Consider the following 19340-nt stretch of genomic DNA (forward strand, 5'->3'; position numbering starts at 1 on the left):
TATGTACTCGTTCCAATCCAACATCCCGGACAGCCCAGAGGCCGCCATCGGGGGCAAGCCCCCTCCCACATGTCGATTGCCATACATCAATCAATTTTCTTGAGCCACAGACTTTTCCCCGTCCCCAAGGGTCAACATCCTGCAAGCACCTTGACCCAGGAGATACCCCTAAATGACCACACCCAAAGCCCTGTTGATCCTCCACGGCAAACAAGCCCTCAACGAGGACGTGCGTGCGGCTGTGCTCGCCCGTCGTGAGCAGGGCTGGGAGCTGGCGGTGCGGGTGACGTGGGAGGGCGGCGATGCGCTGCGCCTGGTCAACGAGGCATTGGAAAACGGCTATACCCATATTATCGCCGGCGGTGGCGACGGCACCTTGCGCGATGTCGCCGAAGCGATGGCGCAAGCCGGCACCGACGCCAGCCTGGTGTTGATGCCCCTGGGCACCGCCAACGACTTCGCCAAGGCCGCCGGCGTGCCGCTGGAGCCGGCCGGCGCCCTCGCGTTGCTGGATGTCGAGCCAAGGGCAATCGACCTCGGCCAGGTCGGCGGGCAGATCTTCCTCAACATGGCCACCGGCGGCTTCGGCAGCCAGGTCACCGCCAACACATCCGAAGACCTGAAGAAAGTCCTCGGGGGGGCCGCCTACCTGTTCACCGGGTTGTCGCGCTTCAGTGAATTGAAGGCCGCCTATGCTGAGCTGGAAGGCCCCGATTTCCAGTGGAAAGGCGAGCTGCTCGCGCTGGGCATCGGCAACGGTCGCCAGGCCGGCGGCGGGCATGTGCTGTGCCCCGATGCGCTGGCCGATGACGGGTTGCTGGACGTCAGCATCCTGCCGGCACCCCAGGAGGTGGTCGGCACCCTGCGCGAACTGATGAGCAATGGCTGGGGCCTGGACACCATGTTCGTGCGCGCCCGCCTGCCGTGGGTCAATATCAAGGGCGCGCAGGGCTTGTACATCAACCTCGATGGCGAGCCGCTGGAAGGCGACGACCTGCATTTCGAAGCGGTGCCCAAGGCCCTGCGCGTACACCTGCCGCTGGGTTCGCCCCTAGTCGTCCAGGCTGATGATCTGCTCGCGCACCGCGAATAACACCAGGCCCGCCACGTCGAAAATCTGCAGGCGCTTCATGATCTGCGAGCGATGCGCTTCCACGGTCTTGATGCTCAGGCCCAGTCCGTGGGCGATTTCCCGGGTGGACTTGCCACGCACGATCAAGCGCAGGATTTCCAGCTGTCGCGCCGTCAGGTTGTGGCTGTGGGGCACGGGCGAGGCCGCGCCCTGGCTGCGGATCAGCGCCTGGTTGATCACCGTGTGGGCGATGGCCGGGCTCAGGTAACGCTCGTTGTTGCGCAAGGCCCGCAGGGCGTGTTCCAGCTCGTTGCCGGTCATGTCTTTGAGCAGGTAGCCGTGAGCGCCCGACTCCAGCGCGCGCATGATCAAGTCGGGCTCGGTGTGCATCGACAGGATCAGCACCTTGCTCTTGGGGTAGGCCGCCTTGAGTTGCTGCAGGGCGTCGAGGCCGCCGGTGTGTTTCATCGACAGGTCCAGCAGCACGATATCCGGCTGCAGGGCGCGAAACTGCTCGAGCAATTGCGCGCCGTCGCTGGCTTCGCCGATCACGTTGTAGCCGGGAATATCCAGGATCAGCGCGCGAACGCCGGCGCGGATCAGCGCGTGGTCATCCACCAGGAGCAGGTTGCAGGTCACCGGGCAACCTCAGGGGCGCCGGCCCGTTCGAGGGCGCGAGGCGCCCAGGGGAACAACGCGTCGATCCGCGTACCTTTGCCTGGCTCGCTGCTGACGGACAAGGTGCCTCCCAGTTGGTCCATCCGCTCGTACATGCCGGCCATGCCGCGCTGGCCTTCGCGGCCTGGGTCGGTGGCGGGCGAAAAGCCCAGGCCGTCATCGCAGATCATCAGCGACAGGCCTTCGGGCAGGCGTTGCAGGCGCACCCGCAGGTTGTGCGCCTGAGCGTGACGGAGCATGTTGGTCACCGCTTCCTGGGTGATACGAAACGCCGCCACGGCCATTTCTTCAGGAATACCCGCCAGCCGTTGCGGGCATTCCAGGCTCCAGCACACCTGGGTTTTCCCCAGGGTCTTGAGCAGGTGCGCGCGCAAGCTCGCTTCCAGGCCCAGGCTGGCCAACTGGCGCGGGTTGAGGATGGCGGACACGTCGCGCACCTTGGCCAGGGTTTCATTGAGGGTATTGCACAGCGCCGTGCATTGATCCTGCAGCTCCGGCGGCAGGCGACGCTGCAGCCATTCGGTTTGCAGCTTGGCGGCGGTCAGCAGTTGGCCGATGTCGTCGTGCAGCTCGCGGCTGAGGCGATGGCGTTCGTTTTCCTGGACCTGCAACAGGCGGTCGGCCAATTCCTGGGGCTGGAACTTGATCGATTTGCGCGAACGCCATTGGTGCAGGCCCACCACCGCCAGCGTGGCCAGGTTGAGCAGCAGGATCAATAGCGACAAGGGCGATGCGTGTACGTACGCCCATGCGCTGGCAGACAGCGAACACAGGCACAGCGCGAGGACGATACGGCGTGCAGTGCTGCGCGACACAGACCTGGAAAAAAGTGGCTTTAGATTGGCGTACATACGAATGAAGCCACTGAGGGTTCGCTGCGGGGAGACCGGTTGGCCGGGCTCTGTTTGGAATACGCTGCCGAGTCGTGTTTAAACATGATGAAGTTGAGTCACTTCGAGTGGCGCCATAGTACCACCCCTGTTACCGTTGGTCGCCTGATTGGTTTATGGCCCGCGCAAATACTCTGGAGAGTATTCCCAGCGTTAAACAGTGAAGTTGTATTAATACAGTTGGTTTGTATCGTTATTGCATGGATGGCTAATGGATATTTACGCCTGTTTTGCCATCATCGGTCGTTTTTGGATAGGTGGATTATCAAATACGACCTGCATAAGGCTCAAGTCCCGTGATGCAAGCGTGGCTGCGGCGCGTGACTGAACTCCTTTTGCGGAATCTGCAAGGTCGCCAGCGCGATCAAGGCGGTTTGCTCACTCTCGTCCAGGGGCAGTTCACCGGTGCGTGTGTCGATCAGCTCCAGTTGCCAGGCCAGCAGCGTCAGGCAGTCATGCAACGCATCCAATGCCTGGTCGTGCAATTGCAGGGGGGTGCGGGCGTTGGCAATGAGCGCCAGAAGGCGCCGCGAGAAATCGCTGATCGCTTGCAGTGCCAGGTTGTCGGCCTTTTCAGCCAGTTTGGCCAGGCTGGTTTTCATGCAGTCGATGGCGTCACTGTCGTCACGGATCAAATGCAGATGGCTCAAGCACTCCTGGGACTTGATCAGCAGCATCTCGGCCTCCCGCAGAAACTCGGGAAGTGCCGTTTGCCATTCGTTCGCGCTATTCATCATGCATGTCTCCGCAACTCAAGCTCGGGTGATGAGATGTCGCACCGGGTGAATGGCTTAAACTAGCGCTGAAATAGGATTGGGTCTTGTAGGTAGCTTCCGAAATGCCTGTAGGAGCTTTATTGAAATGCTCGCGAAAGTCGTGCGTAACCCCGGCTGAGCGGGATGCCACAACTTCAGTTGCCGATACGTGAGTGCCTGGAAGGCCGGCGGGCCCAGGGCTTGGGATGGCAAACAAAAGCGTGACTCCATTCATGCAATGAGAATGGCGTCACATTAATGGCTATTAGATATCGCGAATATCAGGTCAGGCCTGATTGCGCATAGGGGAATCCCCTACGCAGTGGAACCGCACGTCGATTCGAATGTCCCGCGCCGCCGCGATACAGCGCTATGGGGGGGGAATGCAGTAAAGCATGATGTCAGTGTGACATCAATGCATTTACATGGCATTTTACCGGGGTCAAGGTCTGGCGTTTGGCGCCGATAACTTGCCTATATGAACTGCGCACTCGCAGAACTGACATGCACACCAGGAGCTCTCAATGGCCGGCATTCTCGACACGGTAGATCAACGCACGCAATTGGTGGGTGAGAATCGCCTGGAAATTCTCATGTTCCGCTTGTTCGGGCGACAGCTGTTCGCGATCAACGTGTTCAAAGTGCAGGAAGTGCTGCAACTGCCCAAGCTGACCCTGATGCCCCAGCGTCACCCCTTTGTGTGTGGCGTGGTCAACCTGCGCGGCCAGACCTTGCCGGTGATCGACCTGTCCCAGGCCATCGGCATGCGCCCGTTGGTGCCAGGGCCCAACAGCACCATTATCGTCACCGAGTACAACCGCTCGGTGCAGGCCTTCCTGGTGGGTGGCGTCGACCGCATCGTCAACATGAACTGGGAAGCCATCCTGCCGCCGCCGGCCAGCGCCGGGCGCCAGCATTACCTCACCGCCATCAGCAAGGTCGATGACCAGTTGGTGGAAATCATCGATGTGGAAAAAGTCCTGGCTGAAATCGTGCCCTACAACGCCAAGGTCTCCCGGGAAAAACTCGAAGACCCGGTGCTGGAGCGCGCCCGTGGCCGCGAAGTGCTGCTGGTGGACGACTCCAACGTGGCGCTCTCGCAATTGCGTGACACCCTCGGCCAGTTGGGCGTGAAGATGCACATCGCCAGCGATGGCCTCAAGGCGCTGAACATGCTCAAGGCCTGGGCCGACAGCGGCCAGGTGATGACTGACAAGCTGCTGATGATCTTCACCGACGCCGAAATGCCCGAGATGGATGGCTATCGCCTCACCACCGAAATCCGCAACGACCCGCGCCTGCGTAGCCTCTACGTGGTGCTGCACACCTCGCTCTCGGGCAGCTTCAACGAGTCGATGGTGAAAAAGGTCGGCTGCGACAATTTCCTCTCCAAGTTCCAGCCCGACAAACTGGTCGATGTGGTGCGTGAGCGACTGATGCTGGACGAAGTGCCCGCCTGACTTTAGGGTGTGACACTTTGTTCCCCAGGAAAGCAGGCCCATGCTCCGTCTCAGCGCGTTGTACCGTTACCCCTTGAAGTCCGGCAAGGCCGAGGCCTTGCAGCAGATTGGCCTGGACAAGCTGGGGCTCGAAGGGGATCGACGCTGGATGCTGGTGGACGAAGCCAGCGGGCGATTCCTCACGCAACGCGCCGTGGCGAAGATGAGCCAGTTGACTGCCCTGTGGAACACGGCGGGCGGCCTGACCCTCAGTTCGCCGGGCCATGGGACGTTGGACGTAGCGCTGCCCGGCGCCGACGCGTTGCGCGGTGTGACCATCTGGCACGACACCCTGCGCGTGCCGGACGCAGGCGATGCAGCGGCGGCCTGGGTCAGCGCCTTCATCGGTAAACCGACGCGCCTGGTGCATATGCCCGTGGATCGCGCACGCTTCACCCAGCATGGTTTTGGCCATGATAGCGATCAGGTCGGCTTTGCCGACGGTTACCCCTTGCTGCTGATCGGCCAGGCTTCCCTGGACGATTTATGCACCCATATCGGCCGGCCGATGGACATGCTGCGCTTTCGCCCCAACCTGGTCATCGACGGCGCCGAGGCCTTTGCCGAGGACGGCTGGAAACGCTTGCGCATCGGCGCGGTGGAGTTTCGCGTGGTCAAGCCCTGCTCACGTTGCATCCTCACCACCATCGACCCGCAGACCGGCGAGCGCAGCCCGGACCGCGAGCCGTTCGCGACCCTGCAGGCCTATCGCAGCACCGAGCAGGGCGCGATGTTCGGCCAGAACCTGGTCAACGATGGGGTTGGACGGCTGGAAGTCGGCATGCCGGTGACGGTGCTGGAATGAAAAATGCCCGTCTCGCAGGAGACGGGCATTTTTTTGCGCCGGTGGGCGTTTAGCCGCGGTATTCGCACAGGTAAGCGGTGTCTTCGGCGACCTTCAACTGGAACTTGCTGTTGGCGGGTACGTTGAACTGGCTGCCGGCAGCGAAGGTTTCCCACTCGGCATCAGGCAGTTTGACGACCAGGGCGCCGGAGATCACGTGCATGATTTCACGCTGGGCGGTGCCGAACTCGTATTCACCCGGGGCCATGACGCCGATGGTGGCCGGACCTTCCTTGGTGCCGAAAGCGATCGACTTGACGGTGCCGTCGAAGTATTCGTTGACTTTGAACATGGGTGAATCCTCGTAAAAAGGGTCAAAGCTTACGCCAGGCACTGTAGGAGCGAGCTTGCTCGCGAAAAACCTGAGAGCACCCCGTTAACCCAGATGTGCTGCGTTATCGTTGGCGATCTTCGCGAGCAAGCTCGCTCCTACAGGGGGCAGCATTAAGGCAAAAGGTTGATCAGTATGCCCAAGCCTTTCAGAGCTGCCTAGACCGGCAAAATCAACGGCAGCAGACGCGCCGTGTTGCGCGCATCTTCCAGGGCGCGATGCTGCTGGCCAACGAACTGCATCCCCGCCAATTGCAGCGCGCCATTGAGCCCCAGGGGCTTGTCCAGGCGGCGGGCCTTGGCGAAGCGTTGCTTGAGGTTGACGTGGGGCGTCTGGCCGAGCGCGCTGGCCAGGCCATGGCGTTGCCATTCCAGTTCAAGCTGCACGCGGTCGTAATCGCCCCAACTGGCCCAGCCCTCCAGGCGGGGCCGATGCTGGCCCAGCCAGCGTTCGAACAGCGGCCACACCTCGGTGATGGGCGTTGCCGCGTCGATGTTGGCCTGGGTGATATGGGTCAATTGGCGGCAAAAGGGCGTCAGCAGTGGCCGCCGCAGCGGTCGCACGAAGCGCTGGAAGTGATCCAGCTCGCGACCCTGGCGGTTGACCAGGCTCGCGCCGATTTCGATGACTTCCATCTCCGTCACGGGCCAGCCGCCGTCATCTGTTGTGGCTTCAAGGTCAATAATCAGCCAATGAGGCATGCGCAGGTTCCCGTACTGTTCCTGTCCTGATGGGGATAGAGCGTAGCCGGGCCGTGTAGTTCCGCCCAGGGGGCTTATTCAATCTTCCAATGGCGGGTTGCGATGCCACCAGGCAGGCGCCTGGTTTGTAAACCCTGTACACAAGTTTTGCCCAAGCGCTTGCTTGGTTGACGGCCACGGCCTAAATTGCCCGCCAAGACGATAGTAGACATAAGGGAAAGCAGCATGGATGACCATCAAGCCCTGCGGGTGATGCGCACCATGGTCGACGCTGGCCAATTGACCGACCCGGAGAGCGCCCGGGGCAAGTTGCTGCAAACCGCAGCGCACCTGTTTCGCAACAAGGGCTTCGAGCGCACCACCGTGCGCGACCTGGCCGGCGCGGTGGGCATCCAGTCGGGCAGCATCTTTCATCACTTCAAGAGCAAGGACGAGATCCTGCGCGCGGTGATGGAAGAAACCATCCTCTACAACACCGCGATGATGCGCGCCGCGCTGGAGCAGGCGGGCACTGTGCGCGAGCGCGTGCGGGCGCTGATCCGCTGCGAATTGCAGTCGATCATGGGCGGCAGCGGTGAGGCGATGGCGGTGCTGGTGTACGAATGGCGTTCACTGTCTGCCGAAGGCCAGGCCCGGGTACTTGCCCTGCGCGACGTGTATGAGCACATCTGGCTGCAGGTGCTGGACGAAGTCAAGGCTGCCGGCTACATCAAGGGCGACGTGTTGATCACCCGGCGCTTCCTGACCGGCGCGTTGTCCTGGACCACCACCTGGTTCCGCACCCAGGGCAGCCTGACGCTTGAAGAACTGGCTGAAGAAGCCCTGCTGATGGTGCTCAAGGCGGATTGAGGCGCAGCTATCAATTTACTGGCAAGCGTTGTCTCTCCCGGGAAAAACGCCTAGCTTATCGCCATCATAGAATTCAACGGTGTGTGCCTAGATGTTTTCGCCATGGCGGCTGGCTGCAGGACTTACATTTTGGGCGCTGGGTACCGCAGGGTGGACGCAAGCCGGCGCCGCGCAGTTGGTGAGGGTCGGCGCGGCGCATTTTCCGCCGTATACCGTACGCCCTGAGCAAGGCGCCGATACCGGGTTGCTGCCGCAATTGGTCGAAGCGTTGAACGCCGTGCAAAGCGACTATCAGTTCGTGCTGGTGCCCACCTCGATCCCCCGGCGTTTTCGCGATTTCGAGCAGGGCCGGGTGGACATGGCGATCTTTGAAAACCCCTCCTGGGGGTGGACGAATGTGGCCCATACCAGCGTCGACATGGGGCTGGAAGACGCTGAAATCTTCGTGGCCGAGCGTGAGCCCGGTCGCGACCAGCGCTTTTTCGCCGACCTGGCCGGCAAACGCCTGGCGGTGTTCAGCGGTTATCACTACGCCTTCGCCCAGTTCAACCCCGACCCCAAGTACCTGGCCGAGCACTTCAACGCTACCTTGACCTACTCCCATGACAGCAACTTGCTGATGGTCGCGCGGGGGCGTGCCGATATTGCGTTGGTCACTCGTTCGTACCTGAGTGATTTCATGGTGCGCAACGCGAACATGGCGGACAAGTTCCTGGTGTCGGAGCGCATTGATCAGGTCTATCACCATTACGCACTGCTGCGGCCCAAGGCGCCGATCACCGGGCCGGTATTTGCCGAGCTGCTCAAGCGCTTGCGGGATAACGGCCAGATGCTCAGGATTTTCGCGCCGTATCGGATTGACATAACGCCACTGCGCTGAGGCCGCAGTTGATCAAGTGTGGGAGGGGGGGGCTCCTGATGGCGGCCTTGGAGCCGACCGGTATCCTGTGACGGCCCCGGTCCAAATGTGGGAGGGGGCTTGCCCCCGATGGCGGCCTCTGGGCTGGCCGGGAGGTTGGATCAGATCGAGTACATATCCATTATTTAGGTAACGGCCACTTAGGGTTCCGCCCTGACGGCGTCTCACTTTTGAAAAGCGCAAAAGTAAGCAAAACGCTCTTGCCCCACCACTCGGCACCTCGCTTAGGCTCGGTGTGCCCTCTCTCCGGCTTGAATCCGTGGGCCGCCGCAATGGGCCATCCCTGGCCCAGTGCGGCTAACCCGGCGTCCTGCCGGGTTGCCCACGGATTCAAGCCTGCGTTCGGCCAGCGTGGTTTAACGGGGCGCCTGAGATCAAAAGCAGATCAAAAGCAAAAGCGCGGCGGCCTTGGAGCCGACCGGTATTTTGTGTCGATCCCGGTCCAAATGTGGGAGGGGGCTTGCCCCCGATAGCGGTGGGTCAGCTACAACAGAGCTGGCTGACATACCGCATCGCGGGCAAGCCCCTCCCACAGCGTTTCTGTGTTGTTCAAACCCTGCGCGCAAACGTATCGCTGTGGCTGCCCGACACTTTGCGGCAGTGCACCAGCGCATCGCGGATCATGAAGTTCACCAGTGTTGGCGAGACCCCGAGTTCCTTGGCGATGTCTTTCTGCGGCACGCCGTGCAGGCGGTACATCTCGAAGGCGTAGCGGGTGCGCTGTGGCAGTTCGGTCAGGGCGTCGGCGATGTTTTCCAGGGTGTTGAAATTGATGTGGGAGGTTTCCGGTGAAGCGCCGTGGATAACCACATTCAAGCCTTCCTCTTCGGTACCGGAGTATTTGAGCTCCAGGGCCTGCTTGCGGTAGTGATCGATCGCCAGGTTGCGCACGATCTGGAACAGATAACTCAGTTGTGCCTTGAATGAAGAGGTGATGGTCGGCGCCGATTGCAGCCGAAAGTAGGCGTCCTGCACCACATCCTCGGCACGGGAACGGCAGCCGGTAATACGCGCTGCGATCTTCACCAGGATCAGTCGATTGTCGACGAATGCCTGGAGAAGGGGTGAGTCGCACCTGCCTGTGGATACTTGTTCCGTCATGGAAATCACCTTGTTGCAAAAAGGTTGGGGGAGGGCGTCCCTGCTGAGGCCTCCTACACATCGGGCAACAAATTATGCTGAATGATAATGATTGTCAAATGAGAAGGCGAACTAATCTTATGCCTTTGGGTAAGGTGTGAACCGCGTCTCGCTTGTCCCCGGCGACTAATTATTTGCCGGGGCCGTCCGTTCTTCTGGGTGAAAGGTTCGTTAGCAAACGGCCAGGGATCAGCACCCGCAGGAGGGCGAAATGGGTTTTTATCGTGCACACAGCGTGTTTCAGCGTGGAGTTCTCGGGTGATGAGTACCCCAACGCCGCTGCGCCTGTTTTGCCTGCCCCATTCGGGCGCCAGTGCCTCGGTCTACGCCCGTTGGCGCCGCGTGTTGCCGGACTGGTTGCAGGTATGCCCACTGGAGCTGCCGGGACGGGGCGTGCGCATGGGCGAACCGCTGCAGCGCGATATCAAGGCCCTGGCTGCCCAGCTCGCCAATGAAATCAGCCGCGACCTGAATGGCCCTTATGCGTTGTTCGGCCACAGCCTCGGCGGCCTGCTGGCGTTCGAGCTGGCGCATGCCTTGAACGCGCGCAATGTGCCGGCGCCGCTGGCGTTGTTTGTCTCCGGCACCGCCGGCCCGGCGCGGCGCGATGTCAGCGACTACGCCATCGAAAAAAACGACGCGCAGTTGATCGCCCGCTTGCGCGAGCTGCAGGGCACTGCGGAAGACGCCTTGGCCAATCCCGAATTGATGCAGTTGATGCTGCCGATCCTGCGCGCCGATTTCCTGCTGTGCGGCAGCTTTACCTATGGCGAACGCGAGCCGCTGGACGTGCCGATCCATGTCTTTGGCGGCAAGCAGGACAGCGTGCGCGCCGACCAATTGCTCGACTGGCAGCTCGAAGCCGCCAGCGGCTTTTCCCTCGACATGTTCGAGGGGCATCACTTCTTTCTCGTGCAGCACGAAAGCGTCGTGCTGCGCTGTATGCGGCGCTATGCCGAGGCCCACCTGGCCCGTTGGCGCAGTGGCGCGGCGCGCCAGCGCGTCGCCGGCTGAACCTCACCGATTTCCCGAATTTCCCGTAAGCCGATTTCAGGCAGGAACCCCATGATGGACGCCTTCGAACTTCCCCGCACTCTGGTCCAGTCCCTCCAGCGCCGTGCCGCGCAGACCCCGGACCGCCTGGCCCTGCGCTTTCTGGCCGAGTCCGCCGAGCACAGCGTGGTGCTCAGCTACCGTGACCTGGACCAACGCGCGCGCACCATCGCCGCCGCCTTGCAAGCCGATGTCGCGATGGGCGAGCGCGCGGTGCTGTTGTTTCCCAGCGGCCCGGACTATGTCGCGGCGTTCTTTGGTTGCCTGTACGCCGGGGTGATTGCGGTGCCGGCTTACCCGCCGGAATCGAGCAAGCGCCATCATCAGGAACGCTTGCTGTCGATCATCAGCGATGCCGAGCCGCGCCGGCTGCTGACCATCGCCAGCCTCGCTGATGGCCTGGCGCAGATCGAAAACGCACCGCCGCTGTTGAGCGTGGACACCCTCGACCCACAACTTGCCGACCGTTGGCTCGCCCCCGAGCTGCAGCCCGACGACATCGCCTTCCTGCAATACACCTCCGGATCCACCGCGCTGCCCAAGGGCGTGCAAGTCAGTCACGGCAACCTGGTGGCCAATGAAGTGCTGATCCGCCGCGGCTTTGGCATCGACCTCAACCCGGACGATGTGATCGTCAGCTGGCTGCCGCTGTACCACGACATGGGCCTGATCGGCGGCCTGTTGCAACCGATTTTCAGCGGTGTGCCGTGCGTGCTGATGTCGCCGGCCTACTTCCTGGCGCGGCCGCTGCGCTGGCTCGAGGCGATCAGCGAATACGGCGGCACCATCAGCGGTGGCCCGGACTTCGCCTACCGTCTGTGCAGCGAGCGGGTCAGCGAGTCGGCCCTGGAACGCCTGGACCTGAGCACCTGGCGCGTGGCCTATTCCGGTTCCGAGCCGATCCGCCTGGACACCCTGGAACGGTTCGGCGAAAAATTCGCCGCCTGCGGTTTCAGCTCGAATAATTTCTTCGCCTCCTATGGCCTGGCCGAAGCGACCTTGTTTGTCGCCGGTGGCCGCCGTGGCCACGGCATCCCTGCGCTGCACCTGGATGCGCAGGCGCTGGCCGCCAACCGCGCCGAGCCGGGGCAGGGTAGTGCGGTCATGAGTTGCGGCACCCATCAGCCGGACCACGCCGTGCTGATTGCCGATCCCCACACGCTCTGCGCGTTGGCCGACAATTGCGTGGGCGAACTCTGGGCCAGCGGCCCGAGCATTGCCCACGGTTACTGGCGCAACCCCGAAGCCAGCGCGCGGACTTTCGTCCAGCACGTCGGCCGGACCTGGCTGCGCACCGGCGACCTGGGGTTTATCCGTGACGGTGAGGTGTACATCACCGGGCGCTTGAAAGACCTGCTGATCGTACGCGGACACAATCTGTACCCGCAGGACATCGAGCAAACCATCGAGCGTGAGGTGGAGGTAGTACGCAAGGGCCGAGTGGCCGCCTTTGCGGTAAATGACCACGGCGTGGAAGGCATCGGCATTGCTGCGGAAATCAGCCGCAGCGTGCAGAAAATCCTGCCGCCCGAAGCACTGATCAAGGCGATTCGCCAGGCAGTGGCCGAGGCCTGCCAGGAGGCGCCGTGCGTGGTGGTGTTGCTCAATCCGGGCGCGTTGCCGAAAACCTCCAGCGGCAAGGTGCAACGGGCGGCGTGTGCGCTGCGCCATGCCGATGGCAGTCTCGACTGCTATGCGCAGTTCCCCGACCTGCAAGCGCCAGCCAGTGACGCCGCGCTGGAATCGGTTCTGCAAAACCGGATCGCCGCGATCTGGTGCGAGCAACTGCAGGTGCCGACGGTCGCCGCCGATGATCACTTTTTCCTGCTCGGCGGCAACTCCATCAGCGCGACCCAAGTGGTCGCGCGCCTGCGCGAAACCCTGGGCCTGGAGCTGAACCTGCGCCTGCTGTTCGAAGCGCCTACCCTGCAAGGCTTCGCCGCCAGCGTCGCGCGCCTGCAACAGGACGGCGGCGTTGCCCAGGGCGCGATGGCCTCTGTGTCGCGCCAGGACGACCTGCCGCAATCCCTGGCCCAGAACCGCCTGTGGATCACCTGGCAATTGGACCCGAACAGCAGCGCCTACACCATCCCCGGCGCCCTGCGCCTGCGCGGCGAGCTGGACGAAGACGCCGTGCGCTCAAGCTTCCAGCAGTTGATCCAGCGCCACGAAGCCTTGCGTACACGCTTTTACGAGCGCGATGGCCAGGGCTTTCAGCGAGTCGAGGCCGCGACGGATTTCACGTTGCACGTCATCGACCTCGGCGACTTGCCCGATGCCGAGCGCCAGGCGCGTGCGCAGCAGGTCCGCGAAGATCAAGCGCGTACCCGGTTCGACCTGGAGAAAGGCCCGCTGCTGCGGGTCACCCTGGTGCGTCTGGACGATGAGGACCATCAACTGCTGGTGACGTTGCACCACATCATCGCCGATGGCTGGTCGCTGAATATCCTGATTGACGAGTTTTCGCGCCTGTACGCCGCTGCCGTCCAGGGCCAGCCCCTTGAGTTGCCGCCCCTGACCCTGCAATACGCCGACTACGCCAGCTGGCAGCGCCAGTGGCTGGCCGCCGGTGAAGGCGAGCGGCAGTTGGCGTACTGGAAGGCGACGCTGGGGGAGGAGCATCCGCCCCTCAACCTGGCCACCGACCACCCACGCTCGACGCAGGTGCGCAACAGCGCCGCGCGGTATACCGTACGCCTGGACGCGTCCCTCAGCGCCGCGATTGGCCAGACCGCGCGCGCCCATGAATCCACCCCGTTCATGCTGCTGCTGGCCGCGTTCCAGACCCTGTTGTATCGCTACAGCGGCCAGCGCGATATCCGCATCGGCGTGCCCAATGCCAATCGCCCGCGCCAGGAAACCCATGGCCTGGTCGGTTTCTTCATCAACACCCTGGTGCTGCGTGCCGAGCTCGACGGGCGCATGCCGTTCAACCAACTGCTGGCCGCGACACGCCAGGCTGCATTGGACGCCCAGGCCCATCAGGACCTGCCGTTCGAGCAACTGTTGGAGGCCTTCCCCCAGGCGCGTGAGCAGGGCCTGTTCCAGGTGATGTTCAACCACCAGCAACGTGACTTGAGTGCCTTGCGCCGCCTGCCGGGCCTGCTCGCCGATGAGCTGCCGTGGCACAGCCGCGAAGCCAAGTTCGACCTGCAACTGCACAGCGAAGAGGACCGCAACGGGCGCTTGAGCCTGTCGTTCGACTACGCCGATGAACTGTTCGACAGCGCCACCCTTCAGCGCCTGGCCGAACATTACATCCACCTGCTGCAAGCGGTCTGCGCGCAACCGCAGCACGCCGTGGGCGAGCTGGAGCTGAGCGCAGAGGACGAGCAACGCCCATGGAGCCAGGCGCCGTGCGCGCCGGCCCGGCAATGGCTGCCCGAACTGCTCAACCTGCACACCGCGGACACCCCGGCGCTGGTCTGGCAGGACGCCAGCTTGAGCTTCGCCCAACTGCACACCCAGGCCAACCGCCTGGCCCATTACCTGCGCGACAAGGGTGTGGGCCCGGACGTGTGCGTGGGCATCGCCGCCGAGCGTTCGCCGCAGTTGCTGATCGGTCTGCTGGCGATCATCAAGGCCGGTGGCGCCTATGTGCCGCTGGACCCGGATTACCCCGTCGAGCGCCTGGCCTTCATGCTTGAGGACAGCGGCGTGCACCTGCTGTTGACCCAGACTTCGCTGCTCGAACGTCTGCCGACGACCCCAGGCGTGTGCGTGATTGCCATGGACAGCCTGCACCTGGACAGCTGGCCAAGCCAGCCGCCGGGCCTGCACCTGCACGGCGACAACCTCGCCTATGTGATCTACACCTCCGGCTCCACCGGCCAGCCCAAGGGCGTGGGCAATACCCACGCGGCGCTGGCCGAGCGCTTGCAGTGGATGCAGGCCACCTACCGGTTGGACGCCAGCGACGTGCTGATGCAAAAGGCGCCGATCAGTTTCGACGTGTCGGTGTGGGAGTGCTTCTGGCCGCTGATCACCGGTTGCCGTCTGGTGCTGGCGGGGCCGGGTGAGCATCGTGACCCGCATCGCATCGCGCAACTGGTGCAGGAACATGGCGTGACCACGCTGCACTTCGTGCCGCCGTTGCTGCAGCTGTTTATCGACGAACCGCTGGCAGCCGAATGCACCAGCCTGCGCCGTCTGTTCTCCGGCGGCGAAGCCTTGCCCGCCGAACTGCGTGACCGCGTACTGGCACGCCTGCCGGCGGTGCAATTGCACAACCGGTATGGCCCGACCGAGACCGCGATCAACGTCACCCATTGGCACTGCGCCGTGGACGATGGCGAGCGCTCGCCGATTGGCCGGCCACTGGGCAATGTGATCTGCCGGGTGCTCGACGAGCACCTCAACCCGCTGCCGGCCGGTGTGCCGGGTGAATTGTGCATCGGCGGCATCGGCCTGGCGCGCGGTTACCTCGGCCGTGCCGGGCTGACCGCCGAACGCTTTGTCGCCGACCCGCTGGGCGAGGCCGGGGCGCGCCTGTATCGCACCGGCGACCGTGCGCGCTGGAGCCTTGAGGGTGTGCTTGAATACCTGGGGCGTCTCGATCAGCAGGTCAAGCTGCGCGGCTTGCGGGTGGAACCGCAGGAAATCGAAGCGCGCATGCTGGCGGTTCAGGGCATCGCCCAAGCGGTGGTGCTGGTGCGTGACGAGCAGTTGATCGGTTACTACAGCGGCCCTGTGGAACTGGATGCACAGGCGGTGAAAACCGCGCTGGCCGCCCGGTTGCCCGAGTACATGGTGCCCGCCCACCTGATGTACCTGGACGCCATGCCCTTGAGCCCAAGCGGCAAGCTCGACCGCCGCGCATTGCCGCAACCGGTGTGGCAAACCCGCGAACACGTCGAACCCGAGACGCCGTTGCAGCAGCAGATTGCGGCGATCTGGCGCGAAGTGCTCGGCCTGCCGCGTATCGGCCTGCGCGACGATTTTTTCGCCCTGGGCGGCCACTCGTTGCTGGCCACGCAGATCATCTCCCGCACCCGCCAGGCCTGCGACGTCGAGCTGCCATTGCGCACCTTGTTCGATGCCAGCGAGCTGGGCGCTTTCGCCGCACAAGTGGGCCTGATCCAGGCGTCGGGCCAACGCAACCAACAGACCGCCATCGCCAGGGTCGACCGCAGCGCGCCGGTGCCGCTGTCCTATTCCCAGCAGCGCATGTGGTTCCTCTGGCAGATGGAACCGGACAGCCCGGCCTACAACGTCGGTGGCATGGCGCGCTTGCGCGGGGTGCTGGATGTGGGGCGTTTCGAGGCAGCGTTGCAGGCCCTGATCATGCGTCACGAAACCCTGCGCACCACCTTCCCGAGCGTCGATGGCGTGGCCTGTCAACACGTCTCGCCGCAGACCAACCTGCGCATGGACTGGCAGGACTTCTCGGCACTCGAGGACAGCGAGCGCCGGCAGCGTCTGCAGCAGCTGGCCGATCAGGAGGCGCACACCCCGTTCAACCTGGAACGCGGGCCATTGCTGCGCGCCTGCCTGGTCAAGGCCGGCGAGCAGGACCATTACCTGGTTCTGACCCTGCACCATATCGTCACCGAAGGCTGGGCCATGGACATCTTTGCCCGTGAACTCAGTGCGCTGTACGAAGCCTTTATCGACGAGCGCGACTCACCGCTGGCGCCGCTGCCGGTGCAGTACCTGGACTACAGCGTGTGGCAACGCCAATGGCTGGAATCGGGCGAGCGTCAACGCCAGCTGGATTACTGGACCGCGCAACTGGGCCGCGAACATCCGCTGCTCGAACTGCCCGGCGACCGCCCGCGCCCGGCGGTGCAAAGTCATCGCGGCGAGCTGTACCGCTTCGACCTGAGCGATGCACTGGCCGCCCGCGTACGCGCCTTCAACGCCGAACAGGGCCTGACCCTGTTCATGACCATGACCGCTACCCTGGCCGTGTTGCTCTACCGCTACAGCGGCCAGACCGACCTGCGCATCGGCGCGCCGGTGGCCAACCGTATCCGCCCGGAAAGCGAAGGGCTGATCGGTGCGTTCCTCAACACCCAGGTGTTGCGTTGCCAGCTCAATGGGGAGATGAGTGTGGCGCAGTTGTTCGAGCAGGTGCGTCACACCGTGATCGAAGGCCAGTCCCATCAGGACCTGCCGTTCGACCATCTGGTGGAGGCGCTGCAACCACCGCGCAGCGCGGCGTACAACCCGCTGTTCCAGGTGATGTGCAACGTGCAGCGCTGGGAGTTTCAGCAGAGCCGCCAACTGGCCGGCATGACCGTCGAGTACCTGGCCAACGATGCTCGCGCCACCAAGTTCGACCTCAACCTGGAAGTCACCGACCTCGACCATCGCCTGGGTTGCTGCCTGACCTACAGCACCGATCTGTTCGACGAGCCGCGCATCGCCCGCATGGCCGCGCATTGGCGCAACCTCTTGGAAGCACTGATCGATAATCCGCACCAACGCCTCAGTGAACTGCCGTTGCTCAGCACCGCCGAGCAGCGCGCCCTGCAGGACAGCCTCGGGGTTGCAGCCGGAGAGCATCGTCTGGACCAGTGCATCCAGACCCTGTTCAGCCAGCAGGCGCGCAAGCGTGCCGCTGCGCCGGCGCTGACCTTTGCCGGTGTGACCCTCACTTACGCCGAACTCGATGCCCGCGCCAATCGCCTGGCCTGGATGCTGCGCGAATGTGGCGTCGGCCCCCAGGTGCGGGTCGGCCTGGCGCTGCCACGCTCGCTGGAAATGGTCGTCGGCCTGCTGGCGATCCTCAAGGCCGGCGGCGCCTACGTGCCGCTGGACCCGGAATACCCGCTGGACCGCCTGCACTACATGATCGAAGACAGCGGCATCGGCCTGCTGCTCAGCGATGCGGCGATGTTCCAGGCCCTGGGCGAGTTGCCGCACGCGCTGGCGTGCTGGTGCCTGGAAGATGACGCGGCCAGGCTGGAAAATTATCCGGCCGATGAGCTGCCGTTTATCAGCCTGGCGCAGCACCAGGCGTACCTGATCTACACCTCCGGCTCCACCGGCAAGCCTAAAGGCGTGGTGGTGTCCCAGGGGGAAATCGCCATGCATTGCCAGGCCGTGATCGAGCGCTTCGGCATGCGCCCGGACGACTGCGAACTGCACTTTTATTCGATCAACTTCGACGCCGCCACCGAGCGCCTGCTGGTGCCGTTGCTCAGCGGTGCCCACGTGGTATTGCGTGCCCAGGGCCAGTGGGACGCCGAAGAGATCTGCGCGCTGATCCGCAGCCATCGCGTGAATATCCTCGGGTTCACGCCCAGCTACGGCAGCCAGTTGGCGCAATGGCTGGCCACGCAACAGCAGACCTTGCCGGTGCGCATGTGCATCACCGGCGGTGAAGCACTGACCGGTGAGCATCTGCAGCGTATTCGTGCGGCGTTCCAGCCTGAGGTGTTTTTCAACGCCTATGGTCCGACCGAAACCGTGGTGATGCCGCTGGCCAGCCTGGCGCCGCAACAGGTGGAGGAGGGCGCCGCCAGCGTGCCGATCGGCAGCATTGTCGGCGCGCGCGTGGCTTACATTCTCGACGCCGACCTGGCCCTGGTGCCGCAGGGCGCGAGCGGCGAGTTGTACATCGGCGGCGCGGGCCTGGCTCAGGGCTATCACCAGCGCCCCGGCATGACGGCGGAGCGCTTTGTCGCCGACCCGTTCAGCGGCAATGGCGGCCGTCTGTACCGTACCGGTGACCTGGTGCGCCAAGGCCCCGATGGGCAGGTGGAGTACCTGGGGCGTATCGACCATCAGGTGAAGATTCGCGGTTTCCGCATCGAATTGGGCGAGATCGAAACGCGCCTGTTGGAGCATGCGGCGGTGCGTGAAGCGGTGGTGCTGGCGCTGGATTCGCCGAGCGGCAAACAGCTGGTGGCGTACCTGGTCAGCGACGCCGAGCACGGCGCCTTGCGCGACGCGGTGAAGGCCCACCTCAAGGCGCACTTGCCGGACTACATGGTGCCCGCCCACATAATCGTGCTCGACAGCATGCCGCTGACCGCCAACGGCAAGCTCGACCGGCGCGCCTTGCCGCAGCCCGATCCTGAAGCGAACCGCCAGGCGTACGTGGCGCCACGCAATGCGTTGGAAAGCACGTTGGCGGCCATCTGGTGCGCGGTGCTGAACCTGCAGCAAGTCGGCCTCGACGATAACTTCTTCGAGCTGGGCGGCGATTCGATCCTGTCGATCCAGGTGGTCAGCCGTGCGCGGCAGGCGGGCATTCATTTCAGCCCGCGTGACCTGTTCCAGCACCAGACCGTGCAAAGCCTGGCCGCCGTCGCCACGCGCGTCGAGACGTTCAGCGCCGAGCAAGGTGTGCTCACCGGCCGCTCGGGCCTTACGCCGATCCAGCATTGGTTCTTCGACTCCGACATCCCGGCGCGCCAGCACTGGAACCAGGCCCTGGTGCTCAAGCCGCTGCAACTGCTCGAGCCACATCGCCTGGAGCAGGCCCTGCTGGCGGTGCTGGAGCATCACGACGCGCTGCGCCTGAGCTTCACCCAGCGCGATGCCCAGTGGCACGCCGAACACCTGGGCGTGCCCCAGGGCGGCATATTGATGCAGGCGCAGGTGCGCGACATGGACCACTGCACCGCGCTGTTCACCGACACCCAGCGCAGCCTCGACCT

Annotated in this window: 13 protein-coding genes; 7 read left to right on the forward strand and 6 right to left on the reverse strand. The window is 63.7% G+C overall.

Going from position 1 to position 19340, the window contains the following annotated elements; all coding sequences use genetic code 11:
• Nucleotides 1-172 precede the first annotated feature (172 nt).
• A complete protein-coding gene (gene yegS, locus BFP90_RS19005; protein ID WP_065897701.1) occupies nucleotides 173-1093 on the forward strand; it encodes a lipid kinase YegS in 921 nt (306 codons plus the stop codon).
• Here the strand turns inward: yegS and BFP90_RS19010 are convergent.
• From BFP90_RS19010 to BFP90_RS19020, 3 genes are all read right to left on the reverse strand, one after another.
• Nucleotides 1052-1711 carry a response regulator transcription factor gene (locus BFP90_RS19010; RefSeq protein WP_065897702.1) on the reverse strand — a complete coding sequence of 220 codons (660 nt, stop codon included), beginning with the start codon at nucleotides 1709-1711 and terminating at the stop codon, nucleotides 1052-1054. The genes yegS and BFP90_RS19010 overlap by 42 nt on opposite strands.
• A complete protein-coding gene (locus tag BFP90_RS19015) occupies nucleotides 1708-2601 on the reverse strand; it encodes a sensor histidine kinase (RefSeq protein ID WP_065891654.1) in 894 nt (297 codons plus the stop codon). Before BFP90_RS19015 ends, BFP90_RS19010 begins: the two co-directional genes overlap by 4 nt.
• Before the next feature lie 326 nt (nucleotides 2602-2927).
• The gene (locus tag BFP90_RS19020) at nucleotides 2928-3377 is read right to left on the reverse strand and encodes a hypothetical protein (RefSeq protein WP_176718055.1); all 450 of its coding nucleotides are present in this window, start codon (nucleotides 3375-3377) and stop codon (nucleotides 2928-2930) included.
• Nucleotides 3378-3919: 542 nt separating this feature from the next.
• Between BFP90_RS19020 and BFP90_RS19025 the strand changes: the two genes are divergently transcribed.
• Both BFP90_RS19025 and BFP90_RS19030 read left to right on the forward strand, forming a co-directional pair.
• Entirely contained in the window at nucleotides 3920-4855 is a 936-nt protein-coding gene (locus tag BFP90_RS19025) for a chemotaxis protein CheV (protein WP_065891653.1), read from the forward strand.
• 40 nt (nucleotides 4856-4895) lie between these two features.
• Nucleotides 4896-5699 carry an MOSC domain-containing protein gene (locus BFP90_RS19030; RefSeq protein WP_065891652.1) on the forward strand — a complete coding sequence of 268 codons (804 nt, stop codon included), beginning with the start codon at nucleotides 4896-4898 and terminating at the stop codon, nucleotides 5697-5699.
• Between the two features lie 49 nt (nucleotides 5700-5748).
• On the opposite strand, the gene BFP90_RS19035 is transcribed toward BFP90_RS19030, so the two are convergent.
• Entirely contained in the window at nucleotides 5749-6030 is a 282-nt protein-coding gene (locus tag BFP90_RS19035; RefSeq protein ID WP_065897703.1) for a pyrimidine/purine nucleoside phosphorylase, read from the reverse strand.
• A gap of 197 nt (nucleotides 6031-6227) precedes the next feature.
• A complete protein-coding gene (locus tag BFP90_RS19040; RefSeq protein WP_065888362.1) occupies nucleotides 6228-6770 on the reverse strand; it encodes an exonuclease domain-containing protein in 543 nt (180 codons plus the stop codon).
• Between the two features lie 225 nt (nucleotides 6771-6995).
• On the opposite strand from BFP90_RS19040, the gene BFP90_RS19045 reads away from it, so the two are divergent.
• A complete protein-coding gene (locus BFP90_RS19045) occupies nucleotides 6996-7619 on the forward strand; it encodes a TetR/AcrR family transcriptional regulator (RefSeq protein WP_065891650.1) in 624 nt (207 codons plus the stop codon).
• A 91-nt stretch (nucleotides 7620-7710) separates the two neighbouring features.
• Nucleotides 7711-8499 (forward strand): substrate-binding periplasmic protein, encoded by a 789-nt coding sequence (locus tag BFP90_RS19050; protein ID WP_065891649.1) that lies wholly within the window; start codon nucleotides 7711-7713, stop codon nucleotides 8497-8499.
• A 588-nt stretch (nucleotides 8500-9087) separates the two neighbouring features.
• Here the strand turns inward: BFP90_RS19050 and BFP90_RS19055 are convergent.
• Nucleotides 9088-9639 (reverse strand): RNA polymerase factor sigma-70, encoded by a 552-nt coding sequence (locus BFP90_RS19055; RefSeq protein ID WP_005789991.1) that lies wholly within the window; start codon nucleotides 9637-9639, stop codon nucleotides 9088-9090.
• A gap of 300 nt (nucleotides 9640-9939) precedes the next feature.
• On the opposite strand from BFP90_RS19055, the gene BFP90_RS19060 reads away from it, so the two are divergent.
• Nucleotides 9940-10692: a thioesterase II family protein gene (locus BFP90_RS19060; protein WP_065892415.1), complete on the forward strand. Its 753-nt coding sequence runs from the start codon at nucleotides 9940-9942 to the stop codon at nucleotides 10690-10692.
• Nucleotides 10693-10743: 51 nt separating this feature from the next.
• On the forward strand, nucleotides 10744-19340 hold an 8597-nt coding region (locus BFP90_RS19065; protein ID WP_065897705.1), incomplete at its 3' end, for a non-ribosomal peptide synthetase.

Origin of the sequence: Pseudomonas sp. 24 E 13, from assembly GCF_900004715.1 — a bacterium.
In the GTDB taxonomy this organism is placed as follows: Bacteria; Pseudomonadota; Gammaproteobacteria; order Pseudomonadales; family Pseudomonadaceae; genus Aquipseudomonas; species Aquipseudomonas orientalis_A.

Coding starts and splice junctions, on each gene's coding strand:
- yegS (WP_065897701.1), top strand. CDS start 173: ATGACCACACCCAAAGCCCTGTTGATCCTCCACGGCAAACAAGCCCTC.
- BFP90_RS19015 (WP_065891654.1), bottom strand. CDS start 2,601: ATGTACGCCAATCTAAAGCCACTTTTTTCCAGGTCTGTGTCGCGCAGC.
- BFP90_RS19020 (WP_176718055.1), bottom strand. CDS start 3,377: ATGATGAATAGCGCGAACGAATGGCAAACGGCACTTCCCGAGTTTCTG.
- BFP90_RS19025 (WP_065891653.1), top strand. CDS start 3,920: ATGGCCGGCATTCTCGACACGGTAGATCAACGCACGCAATTGGTGGGT.
- BFP90_RS19030 (WP_065891652.1), top strand. CDS start 4,896: ATGCTCCGTCTCAGCGCGTTGTACCGTTACCCCTTGAAGTCCGGCAAG.
- BFP90_RS19035 (WP_065897703.1), bottom strand. CDS start 6,030: ATGTTCAAAGTCAACGAATACTTCGACGGCACCGTCAAGTCGATCGCT.
- BFP90_RS19040 (WP_065888362.1), bottom strand. CDS start 6,770: ATGCCTCATTGGCTGATTATTGACCTTGAAGCCACAACAGATGACGGC.
- BFP90_RS19045 (WP_065891650.1), top strand. CDS start 6,996: ATGGATGACCATCAAGCCCTGCGGGTGATGCGCACCATGGTCGACGCT.
- BFP90_RS19050 (WP_065891649.1), top strand. CDS start 7,711: ATGTTTTCGCCATGGCGGCTGGCTGCAGGACTTACATTTTGGGCGCTG.
- BFP90_RS19055 (WP_005789991.1), bottom strand. CDS start 9,639: ATGACGGAACAAGTATCCACAGGCAGGTGCGACTCACCCCTTCTCCAG.
- BFP90_RS19060 (WP_065892415.1), top strand. CDS start 9,940: ATGAGTACCCCAACGCCGCTGCGCCTGTTTTGCCTGCCCCATTCGGGC.